Source organism: Streptomyces achromogenes (assembly GCF_030816715.1).
Lineage (GTDB): Bacteria > Actinomycetota > Actinomycetes > Streptomycetales > Streptomycetaceae > Streptomyces > Streptomyces achromogenes_A.
The window spans coordinates 2,366,676-2,381,969 of the sequence record NZ_JAUSYH010000001.1 but is presented as its reverse complement, the minus strand read 5'-3'; the positions used below and the strand labels follow the sequence as shown (position 1 = coordinate 2,381,969).

The window sequence follows — 15,294 nt, the reverse complement described above, 5'->3', positions numbered from 1 at the left end:
GTATGTGCGCTGATGCAGCCGTCGCCGAGAGAGAAGCCCAAGAGGTAGGCGTACGCCGCCGGGTCCTCAGGGTGACCTGGCAGGACTCGGCAGTGGGGGCACGGCTGGCCCGTACGTCGACGAGGCTCAACGCGTGCATGCCGCGAACGGATCGCTGCGCGGGAGACACCGGTTTCCTTGCTGACAGAGTTCAGGCTGCGCCCCTGCGCGACCAGAGAGATTGCTCGCTTGCGTGTAGTGACGTCGTACATGCGGCCACTGTGTGAGAGAGATCGCGACGACACGCAGCAAAAAGCGGATGCTCACGAGAACGGGAACATCCGCTTCCAGGTGTACACCTTGGATTCGAAGGAAAAGTGCCCCAGGTGGGATTCGAACCCACACTGTCCGCTGTTTGAGAGCGGCCTCTCTAACCAAGTTGGAGTACTGGGGCCTTCGAAAGGAAGGAGGAGTCCAACCCCTCGCGCACCCACCTTACCGCAGCTAGGTAGGCTCTTGTCAGCAGTACCCCTGCCCCTGAACGAGGAGCCCCCGTGACCGCCCCCGAGTCGCCCCAGCCCGTGGACGCGCCCGACGACGACAAGTCGCACGTACCTCCGCTGACGACCCGTGTCGTCATCGCCGAGGACGAGGCGCTGATCCGCCTCGACCTCAAGGAGATGCTGGAGGAGGAGGGCTACAGCGTCGTCGGAGAGGCCGGCGACGGTGAGCAGGCGATCGAGCTCGCCCGCGAGCACAAGCCGGACCTCGTCATCCTGGACGTGAAGATGCCCAAGATGGACGGCATCTCCGCGGCGGAGAAGATCGCCGAGGAGCGCATCGCGCCGGTGCTGATGCTGACCGCGTTCTCGCAGCGCGACCTGGTCGAGCGGGCGCGTGACGCCGGCGCGATGGCGTACCTCGTGAAGCCGTTCAGCAAGAGCGATGTCGTCCCGGCGATCGAGATGGCCGTCTCGCGTTTCACGGAGCTGCGGGAGCTGGAGAACGAGGTCGCGGACCTCACGCTGCGGCTGGAGACGCGCAAGCTGGTGGACCGGGCGAAGTCGATTCTGCAGACGGAGTACGGGCTGACGGAGCCGGCGGCGTTCCGGTGGATCCAGAAGACGTCGATGGATCGTCGGATGTCGATGCAGCAGGTGGCGGAGGCCGTGATCCAGGACGCCGAGGAGAAGAAGGCGGACAAGGCGTAGTCCGCGAGACGGAGTCGGACGTCCGCGTCACATGGACGCGTACACGACGAGGCCCGCGCCCGGAGAAGGGGCGCGGGCTTCGTCGTGTGCGGGTGGTTCAGTCCTCGCCGAGGTAGGCCTTGCGGACGGACTCGTCGTGGAGGAGTTTCTGGCCGGTGCCGGAGAGGACGATCTTGCCGACCTCCATGACGTGGCCGTGGTCGGCCAGGGAGAGGGCCGCCTGGGCGTTCTGCTCGATGAGCAGGATGGTGGTGCCCTGGGACTTGAGTTCCTGGATGGTGGCCATGATCTTCTGCATCATGATCGGTGAGAGGCCCATGGAGGGTTCGTCGAGCATGAGCAGTTTGGGCCGGGACATGAGGGCGCGGCCCATGGCGAGCATCTGCTGTTCGCCGCCGGAGAGGGTGCCTGCGGCCTGCTTTCGGCGTTCTCCCAGGATGGGGAAGAGGTCGTAGGCGCGCTGGATGTCCTTCTCGATGTCTTCCTTGTCGTTGCGGAGGAAGGCGCCGAGGCGGAGGTTGTCCTCGATGGTCATGCGGGGGAAGATGTGGCGGCCTTCGGGGGAGTGGGCCAGCCCCAGCGAGACGATCTTGTGGGCGGGGATCTTGTTGAGCACCTTGCCGTCGAACTTGATCTGGCCGCCGAGGGGCTGGAGGAGGCCGGACAGGGTGCGCAGGGTGGTGGTCTTGCCGGCGCCGTTGGTGCCGATGAGGGTGACGACCTCGCCTGCGGCGACCTTGAAGGAGATGCCCTTGACCGCCTCGATCTTGCCGTAGGCGACCCTGAGGTCTTCGACCTCGAGCAGTGCGGTCACTTCTCGTCTCCTTCCGTGGTGCTGTGCGCCTCGGCGGCCTCCGCGGCTTCGACTTCGGCGACTTCTTCCGCTCCTGGTGCGCCCTCGAAGGGGGTGCCGAGGTAGGCGGCGATGACGCGTTCGTCTGCCTGGACGACTTCGGCGGGGCCTTCGACGATCTTCTCGCCCTGGACGAGCACGGCGACGCGGTCGCAGAGGTTCATGATGAACCGGATGTCGTGCTCGATGACGAGGACGGCGATGCCCTGGTCGCGGATGGCGAAGATGAGTTCTTCGGCCGCGCGCGTTTCCTGGGGGTTCATGCCGGCGGTGGGCTCGTCGAGGAGGAGGAGGCCGGGGTCGCTGGCGAGGGCGCGGGCGATTTCGAGCTTGCGCTGTTCGCCGTAGGGGAGGTTGCGGGCGAGGTGGTCGGCCTTGGCGGCGAGGCCGGTGAACTCGAGGAGTTCCATGGCTCGTTCGCGGGAGGCGTCTTCGGCCTTCTTGAAGCTGGGCAGGCGCAGGAGCGCGGACCAGAGGCCTTCGTGGGTGCGGGTGTGGCGTCCGACGAGCACGTTTTCCAGGACGGTCATGTTGGCGAAGAGCCGGATGTTCTGGAAGGTGCGGGCGATGCCGGCCTGGGTGACCAGGTGGGGCTTGGGCGGGAGGACGGTGCCTTTGTAGCTGACTGTGCCGGTGGTGGGGATGTAGAGGCCGGTGAGGCAGTTGAAGAAGGTGGTCTTCCCGGCTCCGTTGGGGCCGATGAGTCCGACGATCTCGCCGCTGTTGACGGTGAGGTCGACGGAGCGTACGGCGGTGAGGCCGCCGAACTGCATGGTGACGCCGGAGGCGTCGAGGACCGTGGTGGTCGTGGCGGTTGTCGTGGTGGTGGTCATCGCGGTCACGCCCCTGCCTTGGCGACGCCGGTGGCGGTCTCGGGCAGGCCCTTGTCGTCGGGTACGTCGAGCTGTCCGGTTTCGTGGAATTCGAGCTGCTTCCTGCGGTCGGCGACGAGGCCTTCGGGGCGGAAGCGCATGAGGAGCATGAGCGCGACGCCGAAGAGGAGCAGCTGGTACTCCGCCATGAACTGGAGTTTGGCGGGGATGAGGTAGAGCAGTGCGGCGCCCACGAGCGGCCCGCTGATGGTGCCCATGCCGCCGAGGATGACCGCTGCGAGCAGGAAGGCCGAGTTGGGCGGCACGGAGCCGGCGAACTGGTACTGCTCGGGGGTGACGCTGTAGGAGACGTGTGCCTGGACGGTGCCGGCGAGGCCGGCGAGGGAGGCGCCGAGGGCGAAGGCGAGGAGCTTGAGGCGGAAGCCGTTGATGCCCATGGCGGTGGCGGCTGTCTCGTCTTCGCGGATGGCGACCCAGGCGCGGCCGATGCGGGAGTCGGCGGAGCGGCGGAAGACCGTGACGACGACGAGGGTGCAGAGGAGCATCAGCAGGTAGTAGTTGCCGGAGCGGGTGAGCTCCTGGCCGAGGACGTCGTGCGGGATTCCGAGGTCGAATCCGAAGATCTCCAGGTCGGGGATGTTCGGGATGCCGTTGGAGCCGTTGGTGACGTCGGGTCCGCTGTTGCCGTTGAGGTTGTTCATGGTGATGCGGAAGATCTCGCCGAAGCCGAGGGTGACGATGGCGAGGTAGTCGCCGCGCAGCCGCAGGGTCGGGGCGCCGATGAGGACGCCGAAGATCAGTGAGGCGGCGGCGCCGGTGAGGACGGCTGCCCAGAACGGGAACTGGACGCCGATGCTCGACTGGGGGGAGCCGGAGACCAGGGCGGCGGCGTAGGCGCCGACGCCGAGGAAGGCGACGTATCCGAGGTCGAGGAGGCCGGCGAGGCCGACGACGACGTTGAGGCCCAGGGCGACCGTGGCGAAGATGAGGATGTTCGCGCCGATGAGGGCGAACTGGTCGTTGGTCTGGGTGAAGGGGAAGCAGATCGCGGCGACGAAGGCGGCGGTGAGGGTGACGGTGCGGTATTTGGCCGTCAGTGCCGAGAGCCGCTTGAGGAGGCCGGCGCGGGTGAGTGCGGTGAAGCTGAACCCGGTGATGATGAGGAAGCCGATGAACAGTTCGGGGTTGTCGGTGTCGATGCCGATGCCGAAGGAGAAGACGTAGAGGCCGATGCCGAAGGCCGTGGAGATGATGAGGATCTCTGCCCAGGAGGGGAGTTCCTTGGCGCGGCCGGGTTCGGGGGCGGCGAGGCTGTGGCGGAATCGGGCCCAGGGGTTCGTCGCGTCGTCGGCGTCGCGGGGGACGTCGGCGGGGAGTGCGAAGGCGCCGAGGGCGGCGATGAGCGCTCCGATGGCGGAGACCCAGGCGCCGGGTTCGAGGTTGACGACGCCGCCGAGGACGTAGCTGATGGCGCCGAGGGCGTAGCCGGTGGCGCCGAGGACGCCGAGGCTGGTGGCGCGGGCGGGGCTGTGGGTGCCGCCGGGGGTGAGCCAGCGCAGGCCGCGGATTCCGTACCCGGAGAGGGCGAAGAGGATGGTGAGGGCGGCGCCGATGAGGGTGAGGACCTGGAGGCCGCCGGGGTAGCCGGTGATGGTGAGGTTGCCGGGGAACTCGTCGGTCCAGGTCCAGGCGAGGAAGGTGCCGGCGAGGGCGACGGCGGATCCGGCGAGGGTGAGGACGCGGGCGAGGGCCGCGGGCAGCGGGATGAGGGGGGCCGTGTCGCCGGTGGGCGTCTTGACGGCGTCGGTGCTCTTCTGGGTGGGGATGTTGGTGGTCATCGCTATCACGCCCGATCCGCGACGCGTTCGCCGAGCAGGCCTTGTGGCCTGAACAGCAGGACGAGGATGAGGAGGGCGAACGCCCAGACGTCCTTCCAGGCGCCGCCGCCGAAGAGGTCCATGCCGGGGATGTCGCCGATGTAGCCGGTGGCGAGGGATTCGGCGACGCCGAGGACGAGGCCGCCGAGCATGGCGCCGTAGATGTTGCCGATGCCGCCGAGGACGGCTGCGGTGAAGGCCTTGAGGCCCATGAGGAAGCCCATGCGGAAGCCGACCTGGCCGTTCTTGAGGCCGTAGGCGACTGCTGCGATGGCGGCGAACGCGGCGCCGATGGCGAAGGCCATGACGATGATGCGGTCGGTGTTGATGCCCATGAGCTTGGCGGTGTCGGGGTCCTGGGCGGTGGCCTGCATGCCGCGGCCGGAGCGGGTCTTCGTGACGAAGAAACCGAGGGCGACCATGCACAGGGGTGCGGCGATGAGGACGAAGAGGTCGCCGCGCTGGATGTTGGCGCCGAGGACGTCGATGGGGCCGCCGTCGAACTGGGGGAAGGGGCGGTCCTTCTTGGCGTCGGGGTACCACATCCATACGGCCTGCTGGAGGACGATGGAGAGGCCGATGGCGGTGATGAGGGGTGCCAGTCGCGGGGCGGTGCGCAGGGGCCGGTAGGCGAAGCGCTCGGCCGCGGTGGCGACGGCGACGGAGACGACGACGCCGCCGAGGATCATGAGGGGTATCGCTGCGCCGAGGGCGAAGCCGCCGGGGAGGATGAGCCAGACGGTGAGGGCCCCGAAGCCCCCGACCATGAAGATCTCGCCGTGGGCGAAGTTGATGAGCTGAACGATGCCGTAGACCATCGTGTAACCGATCGCGATGAGTCCGTACATCGCGCCGAGGATGAGTCCATTGGCCAGCTGTTGCGGCAGTTCGTGCACCGCAGGGCCTCCGTGGAGTGGTTCGGATATGGCGCCGCGCGGGAGCGCTGGTGGGCACTCCCGCGCGGTCTGATCACTGCGTGAAGTGGGGAGGAGTGGTTGCTCCTGCTTCGTTCAGCTGACGTTGGGTGCGGCGCTGTATTCGGGCGTCCACGCGCCGCCGGTGACCTTGTAGGCGGTCATCATGTGGTTGGTGGTGTCGCCGAACTCGTCGAAGGAGATGGTGCCGGTGACGCCGTCGAACTTGACCTTCGCCATGGCGTCGAGGACTGCCTTGCGGCCCTCGGCCGGGACCTTGCCGTCATTGCCTTCGACGGCCAGCTTGACGGCCTCGATGACGGCCCAGGTGGCGTCGTAGGTGAGGCCGCCGTAGGCCTCGTAGGCGTCCTTGTAGCCGGCCGTCTTGTAGTTCGCGATGAACTCCTTGGCGGAGGGCAGGTCTTCGACGGGCTTGCCGACGGAGGTGGCGAGGTCGCCTTCGGCCTTCTTGTTGAGCTTGGGGAACTCGCCGGAGTAGATGCCGTCGCCGCCCATGAGGGGGATGTTCTGGCCGCTGTCCTTGAGCTGCTGGCTCAGGGGTGCGGCGGCGGGGTATTCGCCGCCGTAGTAGAGGGCGTCGGCGCCGGTCTTCTTGATCTTGGCGACGACGGCGTTGAAGTCGCGGTCGTCGGGGTTGACGTGGTCGGTGCCGACGATCTGGCCGCCGAGCTTGGTGAAGTTCGCCTTGAAGGAGGCGGCGAGGCCGGCGCCGTAGGTCTTCTGGTCGTCGATCAGGTAGACCTTCTTCTTGCCGGCCTTGGAGAAGAGGTACTCGGCGGCGAAGGCGCCCTGGATCTCGTCCGTGGTGGCGGTGCGGAAGAACGTCTTGAAGGGGCGGACCGAGTTGCCGGTCTTCCAGCCGTCGCCCTGGGTCAGCTCGGTGCCGGTGTTGGCGGGGGAGACCTGGGTGAGGCCTGCGTCGCTGAAGGGCTTCTGCATCTGCTGGGAGACGCTGGAGTTCAGCGGGCCGACGACGCCGAGGACTTCCTTGTCGCTGATGAACTTCTGGGCGTTCTGCTGGCCGACGGAGGGCTGCGCCTGGTCGTCGAGGGCTTCGATCTTGAATTCGACGCCCTTGACGTATTCCTTCTTGTTGGCGGTCTTCGCGGCGAGGTCGGCGGAGTTCTTGATGCCGAGGCCGAGCGCGGACAGGTCGCCGGTGAGCGGGGCGTCGACGCCGATCACGACGGTGGTCTTGTCTCCGCTGCTGCTCTTGCCGTCGTCGTCACGCGACCCACAGGCAGTGAGTGTCAGCGATCCCGCCGCGAGTGCGGCGGTGATGGCGATGATCGAACGTTGACGCACGAATCAGGTCCTTTCCCTGGCACGGCGGTCCCCCCTGGAACTCGCCGAGTCGAGCGCTGGGCCGAATGGACTTCGAAACCGGTGGCGCGGTGACTGGGCGTGACTCTAGGCGCGGGGAGGGAACTCGGAGGAGGGTCTGACCAAGGCTGTGACGCTCTTGTTATGACACGAGGTAATGCAGAGCGGTACTTGGAGGGTGGAAGAGTGGAGATAGCACCGATTCGTCCTGTCCACATGGTGAGAACGTGCAGGACGAACCCGGCGGGGTTCAGGTGTCTCGAGCATTTTGGTAATGACCAGGATTTGTTGCTGGAGGCGACCTGTAGGGCCCCGAAGGGCTTGCGCGCAGAGGGCGGGCCGGGGCCGGAACCCCGTTCTCGCATTGCGCCCGCATTACGTAGAGTTACGTCCGGGAAAGAAAGTCCGACGTTGAGCGACGCTTTTCCGTGGGGAGTTGCCTGCGCCGCTTCGAAAAAATCGGCGGATGCGGGCCGGGGCGGGGTGAGTTGAGCCCGGGCGGGGTGCGCCGTCGGCTTCCCGGGGGTGCCGGAAGGCGTGGGACGCCGGCCGGCGCACCCCGCGGGCGTCAGTCGCTCGAGGGGAGGTGGGCCCCGTCGCCGGCGCGGACGTCGCGCAGCAGGCAGGTCAGCCGTGCCGTGCACACGCGGCGTTCGTCCTCGTCGCTGATCACGATCTCGTAGGTGGCGGTGGAGCGTCCGCGGTGCACCGGTGTGGCCACGCCGGTGACCAGGCCGGAACGGGCTCCGCGGTGGTGGGTGCAGTTCAGGTCGACGCCGACGGCGATCTTGGAGCTGCCGCCGTGCAGCATGGCGCCGACCGAGCCGATCGTCTCGGCGAGGACCGCGGAGGCGCCGCCGTGCAGCAGTCCGTAGGGCTGGGTGTTGCCCTCGACGGGCATGGTGGCGACGACCCGGTCGGCGGAGGCCTCGAGGATCTGCACCCCCATGCGGGTGCCGAGGTGTCCGGCGGAGAACAGGGCGAGGATGTCCACGCCGAGCGCGGCGTACTCGTCGATGACTTCCTGCGGGAACTTCACGTGCTGCTGCTCGCCCATGGGGCCCGGCTCCGTTCGTCGATACAAGTCCGGCGGTGACTTAAGCGAACGCTCAGTCGGTCGCCGATTGTTCCAGACGGACCACGACGGACTTGCTCGCGGGCGTGTTGCTGGTGTCCGCGGTGGCGTCCAGCGGCACCAGCACGTTGGTCTCCGGGTAGTAGGCGGCCGCGCAGCCCCGCGCGGTCGGGTAGAGCACCACGCGGAAGCCCGCGGCGCGCCGCTCCACGCCGTCCCGCCACTCGCTCACCAGGTCCACGTACACGCCCTCTGCCAGGCCCAGCGTGCGCGCGTCCTCGGCGTTCACGAGGACGACCCGGCGGCCGTTCCTGATGCCCCGGTAGCGGTCGTCGAGGCCGTAGATCGTGGTGTTGTACTGGTCGTGCGAGCGCAGCGTCTGCAGCAGCAGGCGGCCTTCGGGCAGCCGGGGGAACTCGACCGGCGCGGCGGTGAAGTTGGCCTTGCCGGTGGCGGTGGGGAAGCGGCGCTCGTCGCGCGGGGCGTGCGGCAGGGTGAAGCCGCCGGGCCGCGCCACGCGCGCGTTGAAGTCCTCGAAGCCGGGGATCACGCGCGCGATGCGGTCACGGATCGTCCCGTAGTCCTTCTCGAACTCCTCCCACGGGGTCCTGCTGTCCGCGCCGAGGACCCGGCGCGCGAGGCGGCAGACGATGGCGGGCTCGGACAGCAGGTGGGCGCCGGCGGGTGCGAGGCGGCCCCGGGAGGCGTGCACCATGCCCATGGAGTCCTCGACGGTCACGAACTGCTCGCCGCCGCCCTGCAGATCGCGCTCGGTGCGGCCCAGGGTCGGCAGGATCAGGGCACGCGCGCCCGTGACGACGTGCGAGCGGTTCAGCTTCGTCGACACGTGCACGGTCAGCCGGGCGCGCCGCATGGCCGCCTCGGTGACGTCGGTGTCGGGGGAGGCCGCCACGAAGTTGCCGCCCATGGCGAAGAACAGCTTCGCCTCGCCGTCGCGCAGGGCGCGGATGGCCCGTACGACGTCGAAGCCGTGCTCGCGCGGCGGCGTGAAGCCGAACTCCTTCTCCAGGGCGTCCAGGAAGGCCGGCGCGGGCCGTTCGAAGATGCCCATGGTGCGGTCGCCCTGCACGTTGGAGTGGCCGCGCACCGGGCACACGCCCGCGCCCGGGCGGCCGATGTTGCCGCGCAGCAGGAGGAAGTTGACGACCTCGCGGATGGTGGGCACGGAGTGCTTGTGCTGGGTGAGGCCCATGGCCCAGCAGACGATGGTGCGCTCGGAGGCGAGCACCAAGCGCAGGGTTTCCTCGATCTGCGCGCGCGTGAGGCCGGTCGCGGTGAGCGTCTCGTCCCAGTCGGCGGCGCGGGCGGCGTCGGCGAACTCCTCGAAGCCGTGGGTGTGTTCGGTGATGAACGCCTCGTCGAGCGCGCCGTCCGTCTCGAGGACGAGCTTGTTGAGGAGGCGGAAGAGGGCCTGGTCGCCGCCGATGCGGATCTGCAGGAACAGGTCGGTGAGCGCCGCGCCCTTGAGCATGCCCTGCGGGGTCTGCGGGTTCTTGAAGCGCTCCAGGCCTGCCTCGGGCAGCGGGTTGACGCTGATGATCTTCGCGCCGCCCGCCTTGGCCTTCTCCAGCGCGGAGAGCATGCGCGGGTGGTTGGTGCCCGGGTTCTGCCCGGCGACGATGATCAGGTCGGCCTGGTGGAGGTCCTCGAGCAGGACGCTGCCCTTGCCGATGCCGATGGTCTCCGACAGTGCCGAACCGGACGACTCGTGGCACATGTTGGAGCAGTCCGGCAGGTTGTTGGTGCCGAGTTCGCGGGCGAAGAGCTGGTAGAGGAACGCGGCCTCGTTGCTGGTGCGGCCCGAGGTGTAGAAGACGGCCTCGTCGGGGGAGGCGAGGGCGGCGCACTCCTCGGCGACGATGTCGAAGGCGCGCTCCCAGGTGACCGGCTCGTAGCGGTCCGCGCCTTCGGGCAGGTACATGGGGTGGGTGAGGCGTCCCTGCTGGCCGAGCCAGTAGCCGCTGCGGCCGGCGAGGTCGGCGACGGTGTGCGCGGCGAAGAACTCGGGGGTGACGCGGCGCAGGGTCGCCTCCTCCGCGACCGCCTTCGCGCCGTTCTCGCAGAACTCGGCGGCGTGCCGGTGCTCGGGCTCGGGCCAGGCGCAGCCCGGGCAGTCGAAGCCGTCCTTCTGGTTGACGCGCAGCAGCGTCAGCGCGGTGCGCCTCACGCCCATCTGCTGCTGGGCGATCCGCAGGGAGTGTCCGACGGCCGGCAGGCCCGCCGCCGCGTGTTTCGGCTCGGCGACGAGCGGCGCGTCCTGGACCGGATCAGCCTTCGGCGGCTTCGTTGCCATCGCACGCTCTCCTTCGACCTGCCACGGGTGCGGTATGCCACCGATCCTCGCACGCGGCGCCGACATCGAACCCGGGCGGGCCGGGTCCCCCCGGGGCAGGCCCGCGAAGCGGGGGAGCGGCGGGTTCCGCGGGGCGGTTCCGCGAGGCCGGGTGGCGGGATCCGTGGCGGCCGGGACCGAGTGTCAGTGGGGCGTGGCAGGATCGGGGGCGTGGCAGAGACAGCATCGAAGAAGACCGAGACCCCCTCCGGCGAAAGCCGTCCGCGCCTGATGCTCATGGACGGGCACTCGCTGGCCTACCGCGCGTTCTTCGCGTTGCCCGCGGAGAACTTCACCACCGCGACGGGCCAGCCCACCAACGCGATCTACGGCTTCGCGTCGATGCTCGCCAACACGCTGCGTGACGAGGCGCCCACGCACTTCGCGGTCGCGTTCGACGTCTCCCGCAAGACGTGGCGTTCCGAGGAGTTCACCGAGTACAAGGCGAACCGCTCCAAGACGCCCGACGAGTTCAAGGGCCAGGTCGAGCTGATCGGCGAACTGCTCGACGCGATGCACGTCTCCCGCCTTCGCGGTGGACGGCTTCGAGGCCGACGACGTCATCGCCACCCTGGCCACCCAGGCCGAGGCGGCGGGTTTCGAGGTGCTGATCGTCACCGGCGACCGCGACTCCTTCCAGCTGGTCTCCGAGCACACCACCGTGCTGTATCCGACGAAGGGCGTCTCGGAGCTGACCCGGTTCACCCCGGAGAAGGTCTTCGAGAAGTACGCGTTGACCCCGGCGCAGTACCCCGACTTCGCGGCCCTGCGCGGCGACCCGTCGGACAACCTGCCGGGCATTCCGGGCGTCGGCGAGAAGACGGCCGCGAAGTGGATCAACCAGTTCGGTTCGTTCGCGGAGCTCGTCGAGCGCGTCGAGGAGGTCAAGGGCAAGGCCGGGCAGAACCTGCGCGACCACCTGGAATCGGTCAAGCTCAACCGCCGCCTCACCGAGATGGTCCGTGACGTCGAGTTGCCGAAGTCGGTCACCGACCTGGAGCGCATCCCGTACGACCGCACCGCCGTCGCGATGATCCTGGACACCCTGGAGATCAGGAACCCGTCGCTGCGTGAGCGGCTGCTCGCCGTGGACCCGGGGGGCCAGGAGGCCGAGGCCGCCCCGGTGATCACCGGCGGTGTGGAGCTGGACGGCACGGTGCTGGGCGCCGGCGAGCTGGCCGGCTGGCTCGCCGAGCACGGCGCGCTGACCCTGGGCGTGGCCACCGTCGACGCCTGGGCGCTGGGCGCCGGCTCGGTCACCGAGATCGCGCTGGCCGCCTCCGAGGGAGCGGCCGCCTGGTTCGACCCGACGGAGCTCGACGAGACGGACGAGAACGCGTGGGCGGCCTGGCTCGCCGCCGAGGACCGCCCCAAGGTGCTGCACGACGCGAAGAGCGCCATGCGGGTCTTCGCCGAGCACGGCTGGTCAGTCGCCGGCGTCCTCATGGACACCGCTCTCGCCGCCTACCTGGTCAAGCCCGGCCGCCGCTCCTTCGACCTGGACGCGCTGTCCCTGGAGTACCTGGGCCGCGAACTGGCTCCGGCCGCCGCGGCCGACGGCCAGCTCGCCTTCGGCACGGACGACGGCGCCGAGGCCGAGGCGCTCATGGTGCAGGCCCGCACCATCGTGGACCTCGGCGCGTCCTTCCGCGGCCGGCTGGACGAGGTCGGCGCGGCGGACCTGCTGCGCGACATGGAACTGCCGACGTCGGCCCTCCTGGCCCGTATGGAGCGGCACGGCATCGCGGCCGACCGCGCCCATCTGGAGGCCATGGAGCAGATGTTCGCGGGCGCGGTCCAGCAGGCCGTGAAGGAGGCGCACGCGGCCGCCGGCCACGAGTTCAACCTGGGGTCGCCCAAGCAGCTCCAGGAGGTGCTGTTCGGCGAACTGGGCCTGCCCAAGACGAAGAAGACCAAGACCGGCTACACCACCGACGCCGACGCGCTGGCCTGGCTCGCCGGCCAGACGGACAACGAGCTGCCGGTCATCATGCTCCGCCACCGCGAGCAGGCAAAGCTCCGTGTCACCGTCGAGGGCCTGATCAAGACCATCGCCGCGGACGGCCGTATCCACACGACCTTCAACCAGACGGTCGCCGCGACGGGCCGCCTGTCGTCCACCGACCCCAACCTGCAGAACATCCCCGTCCGCACGGACGAGGGCCGGGCGATTCGCCGCGGGTTCGTCGTCGGCGAGGGCTTCGAGTCGCTGATGACGGCCGACTACAGCCAGATCGAACTGCGCGTGATGGCCCACCTCTCCGAGGACGCGGGTCTCATCGAGGCGTTCACCTCCGGCGAGGACCTGCACACCACGGCCGCCTCGCAGGTGTTCGGCGTCGCGCGGGACGCGGTGGACGCGGAGATGCGCCGCAAGATCAAGGCCATGTCGTACGGGCTGGCGTACGGTCTGTCGGCGTTCGGCCTGTCCCAGCAGCTGAACATCGAGGCCGGTGAGGCCCGCGCCCTGATGGACGCCTACTTCGAACGCTTCGGCGGAGTACGGGACTACCTGCGCCGCGCCGTCGACGAGGCGCGCGCGACCGGCTACACGGCGACCCTGTTCGGCCGCCGCCGCTATCTGCCCGACCTCAACAGCGACAACCGTCAGCGTCGTGAGGCGGCCGAGCGCATGGCTCTCAACGCGCCCATCCAGGGCACGGCGGCGGACATCGTCAAGATCGCCATGCTCAAGGTGGACGCCGCGCTGCGGGCGGCGGACCTCAAGTCGCGCATGCTGCTCCAGGTCCACGACGAAATCGTCCTGGAGATCGCGCCCGGCGAGCAAGCGGCGGCGGAGGAGCTGGTCCGCCGCGAGATGGCCGTGGCCGTCCAGCTCAGGGCCCCTCTCGACGTGTCGGTCGGCGCGGGCACGGACTGGGAGTCGGCGGCGCACTGACCTCGCCGGCCGGGCGGCCCCGCGGAGTCCGGCCGGCCCGCGGAGTCCGGCCGGCGGAGGTCGACCGGCCCGCGGAGGCCGGCCGGGCCCCGGTGGCCGGCCGGCCGCTCGAGTCCGGTGGGTTTCCGGGCGCATGCTTCCCGCTTGCGGGCGTCCGGCTCGTGCCTGCGTCGGTGACCGGCCGGGCTTCCGGCAGCCGATCGGGCGGCGACGTGACGTCGTTCCCACCCCGGGTACGACGTGGGGCCGTTCAGGGTCCCGGCGCGGTCAGCGGCCGGCTCTGGCTCTCCGGCGGTCGGACGGTCTTGCCTCGGCGGCCGGCGGGGTGGGTACTCCGGCGGCCGTTCCGCGTTCCGGAGGTCGGGGCGGGTCCACCGCCGGTGGATCGGGCTGCCCGTCGATCGGGCTGCCGGCCGTCGGCACGGTGGCTGCGCGCGATCGGGCAGCCCCGGGCGGTCGGTGGCGCTTCGCGTGTCCGCAACCGGGGGCGGCCCTGTCGGCGGTGCTCTGCCGACGCGGACACGGACGCCGGGGACCGGGCCCCTTCCCCCACCGAGGAGCCTCACCCGCGTGGCCCCCGAGAACAGGACCGGACCGACTCCGGCCGTCAGGATGCGGCCATGGGTATACGCATGCTCCACCGCCGCAAGGCCCACGCACGCGTTCACGCCACGGCCGCCGCGACCGGGCGGCTCCGCCCCGGCAACGCTCCCTGGAGCCGCCCCCGCCCCGCCCGCGCCCCCCGGGCCGCCACTCCCCGCATCCCGAGCACCCCCGACGCCGCCCTGCGCACGGCCGCCGTACGGCTGCGCGGCACGGGGCCCGCCCGAATCGTGCCCCCGTCGCCGGCCCGGCTCGTCCGTCCGTCCGTCGGCCCGTTCGTCCGTCGGCTCGTCCGGCGCGGCGACGCCTGGCGGCAGTGGGGCGAGGCGGCGCACGGCCGCCTGGCACGCGTCCTCGGCGCCCTCAGCGTCCTCCGTGTCCTCGGTCGGCTCCGCGGACCGCGCAGGCAGGCTGCCCGCAGCCCTCTCTTCGTCGCGCCCCCCGCGCCTCTCACCGGGCCCCGGGACGGCTTCCTCCCGCGCTGACCTCCGCCGACTCCGGCTCCCCGGCGCGCCCGCCGGGGGCGGCCGGACGCCACACCCGCACGCCGACGGCGTACACCAGCAGACCCAGGACCAGCCCCGACCCCGCGCCGAAACACACCGTCGGGACGAGCTCCCACGGCTTGGCGTTTCGCGCACCCCAGTAGTCCCACCATCGCGTGGCCCGCCGTACCGCTGCGACCAGCGCACAGCCGCCGATCACGGCGGCGGCCCACCACCGGTCCGCCGCCGACAGCACCGTGACCCCGACCGGCTCGGCATCGGGCGCCCGGCGCACCGCGCGCACCAGGAACACGGCGATCACCACCGCCGCGGCCGCGGACCCGCCGTACTGCAGATACCAGTACAGGGGCGAGCCCGCGATCTTCTCGCCGAGCACGGGGAACAACCGCATGCCCCAGCGGTCGAGGTGGGTGAACGCGTCCCACACCACGTGAGTCAGCGCGCCGAGCACCGCAGACACGTACCACCACAGGGCCGTGGACGCCCGGGCACGCGCGCGGGGTGCTCCGCAACGGGTCAGTGCGGCCGTTCGGCCCTGCCGGGCGCGCGGCAGCAGCGCGACCAGTGGTTCGCGCACCAGCAGCCACATCCCGACGAGCGCCCACGCCAGCGGCACGTCGACCGTGAACACGCCGGTGAAGGAGTGCGTGACGTCGCCCAACTCCATGGCCTCGGGCCGGACGCTCGCCGCGTAGTAGGTCAGGTCGGGGGCGAACGACCCCGCCACGAGAACGGCAGGCACCAGCCGTCCGCGGCCGGAGCCGTCGGTGCGCACGGCGGGCAGCACGGCCGCGGCGTGACTCAGAGTGAACGGCAACGGGGCTCCCGGGGGCGGATGTCGACGGGC

The 15,294-nt window shown here is 70.2% G+C and carries 10 protein-coding genes, 1 tRNA gene and 2 pseudogenes; 3 read left to right on the top strand and 10 right to left on the bottom strand.

From position 1 onward, the window contains the following. Window positions 1–5: 5 nt before the first annotated feature. Both QF032_RS10780 and QF032_RS10775 read right to left on the bottom strand, forming a co-directional pair. A pseudogene (locus tag QF032_RS10780) lies at window positions 6–251 on the bottom strand (transcriptional regulator); the annotation flags it as partial. A 106-nt stretch (window positions 252–357) separates the two neighbouring features. Further along, window positions 358–433 (bottom strand) — tRNA-Leu (locus QF032_RS10775). A 100-nt stretch (window positions 434–533) separates the two neighbouring features. Between QF032_RS10775 and QF032_RS10770 the strand changes: the two genes are divergently transcribed. Then, the gene (locus QF032_RS10770) at window positions 534–1,190 is read left to right on the top strand and encodes an ANTAR domain-containing response regulator (protein WP_057580221.1); all 657 of its coding nucleotides are present in this window, start codon (window positions 534–536) and stop codon (window positions 1,188–1,190) included. A 97-nt stretch (window positions 1,191–1,287) separates the two neighbouring features. On the opposite strand, the gene QF032_RS10765 is transcribed toward QF032_RS10770, so the two are convergent. From QF032_RS10765 to QF032_RS10735, 7 genes are all read right to left on the bottom strand, one after another. Then, window positions 1,288–2,004: an ABC transporter ATP-binding protein gene (locus QF032_RS10765; protein WP_306953245.1), complete on the bottom strand. Its 717-nt coding sequence runs from the start codon at window positions 2,002–2,004 to the stop codon at window positions 1,288–1,290. Continuing rightward, window positions 2,001–2,876, bottom strand: coding sequence for an ABC transporter ATP-binding protein (locus tag QF032_RS10760; RefSeq protein WP_266727216.1), 876 nt, complete (start codon window positions 2,874–2,876; stop codon window positions 2,001–2,003). Before QF032_RS10760 ends, QF032_RS10765 begins: the two co-directional genes overlap by 4 nt. A gap of 5 nt (window positions 2,877–2,881) precedes the next feature. Further along, window positions 2,882–4,714: a branched-chain amino acid ABC transporter permease gene (locus QF032_RS10755; protein WP_307041878.1), complete on the bottom strand. Its 1,833-nt coding sequence runs from the start codon at window positions 4,712–4,714 to the stop codon at window positions 2,882–2,884. Between the two features lie 5 nt (window positions 4,715–4,719). Next, entirely contained in the window at window positions 4,720–5,649 is a 930-nt protein-coding gene (locus QF032_RS10750; RefSeq protein WP_306953247.1) for a branched-chain amino acid ABC transporter permease, read from the bottom strand. Window positions 5,650–5,763: 114 nt separating this feature from the next. Further along, window positions 5,764–6,993, bottom strand: a complete 1,230-nt coding sequence (locus QF032_RS10745; RefSeq protein ID WP_373430315.1) for a branched-chain amino acid ABC transporter substrate-binding protein — start codon at window positions 6,991–6,993, stop codon at window positions 5,764–5,766. A gap of 586 nt (window positions 6,994–7,579) precedes the next feature. After that, window positions 7,580–8,068 carry a PaaI family thioesterase gene (locus QF032_RS10740; protein WP_307041876.1) on the bottom strand — a complete coding sequence of 163 codons (489 nt, stop codon included), beginning with the start codon at window positions 8,066–8,068 and terminating at the stop codon, window positions 7,580–7,582. A gap of 52 nt (window positions 8,069–8,120) precedes the next feature. Beyond that, on the bottom strand, window positions 8,121–10,400 hold the full coding sequence (locus QF032_RS10735; RefSeq protein ID WP_307055897.1) for an FdhF/YdeP family oxidoreductase: 2,280 nt from the start codon (window positions 10,398–10,400) through the stop codon (window positions 8,121–8,123). A gap of 210 nt (window positions 10,401–10,610) precedes the next feature. Between QF032_RS10735 and polA the strand changes: the two are divergent. Next, window positions 10,611–13,338: pseudogene (gene polA / locus QF032_RS10730) on the top strand (DNA polymerase I). Window positions 13,339–13,958: 620 nt separating this feature from the next. Beyond that, entirely contained in the window at window positions 13,959–14,426 is a 468-nt protein-coding gene (locus QF032_RS10725) for a hypothetical protein (RefSeq protein ID WP_307055895.1), read from the top strand. Here the strand turns inward: QF032_RS10725 and QF032_RS10720 are convergent. Beyond that, window positions 14,392–15,264: a DUF4184 family protein gene (locus QF032_RS10720; protein WP_307055893.1), complete on the bottom strand. Its 873-nt coding sequence runs from the start codon at window positions 15,262–15,264 to the stop codon at window positions 14,392–14,394. The genes QF032_RS10725 and QF032_RS10720 overlap by 35 nt on opposite strands. Window positions 15,265–15,294: the final 30 nt, after the last annotated feature.

What these genes read in the sequence shown, in the direction of transcription:
- QF032_RS10725 (WP_307055895.1), top strand. Translation starts at nt 13,959, where the DNA reads ATGGGTATACGCATGCTCCACCGCCGCAAGGCCCACGCACGCGTTCAC.
- QF032_RS10755 (WP_307041878.1), bottom strand. Translation starts at nt 4,714, where the DNA reads ATGACCACCAACATCCCCACCCAGAAGAGCACCGACGCCGTCAAGACG.
- QF032_RS10735 (WP_307055897.1), bottom strand. Translation starts at nt 10,400, where the DNA reads ATGGCAACGAAGCCGCCGAAGGCTGATCCGGTCCAGGACGCGCCGCTC.
- QF032_RS10740 (WP_307041876.1), bottom strand. Translation starts at nt 8,068, where the DNA reads ATGGGCGAGCAGCAGCACGTGAAGTTCCCGCAGGAAGTCATCGACGAG.
- QF032_RS10760 (WP_266727216.1), bottom strand. Translation starts at nt 2,876, where the DNA reads ATGACCACCACCACGACAACCGCCACGACCACCACGGTCCTCGACGCC.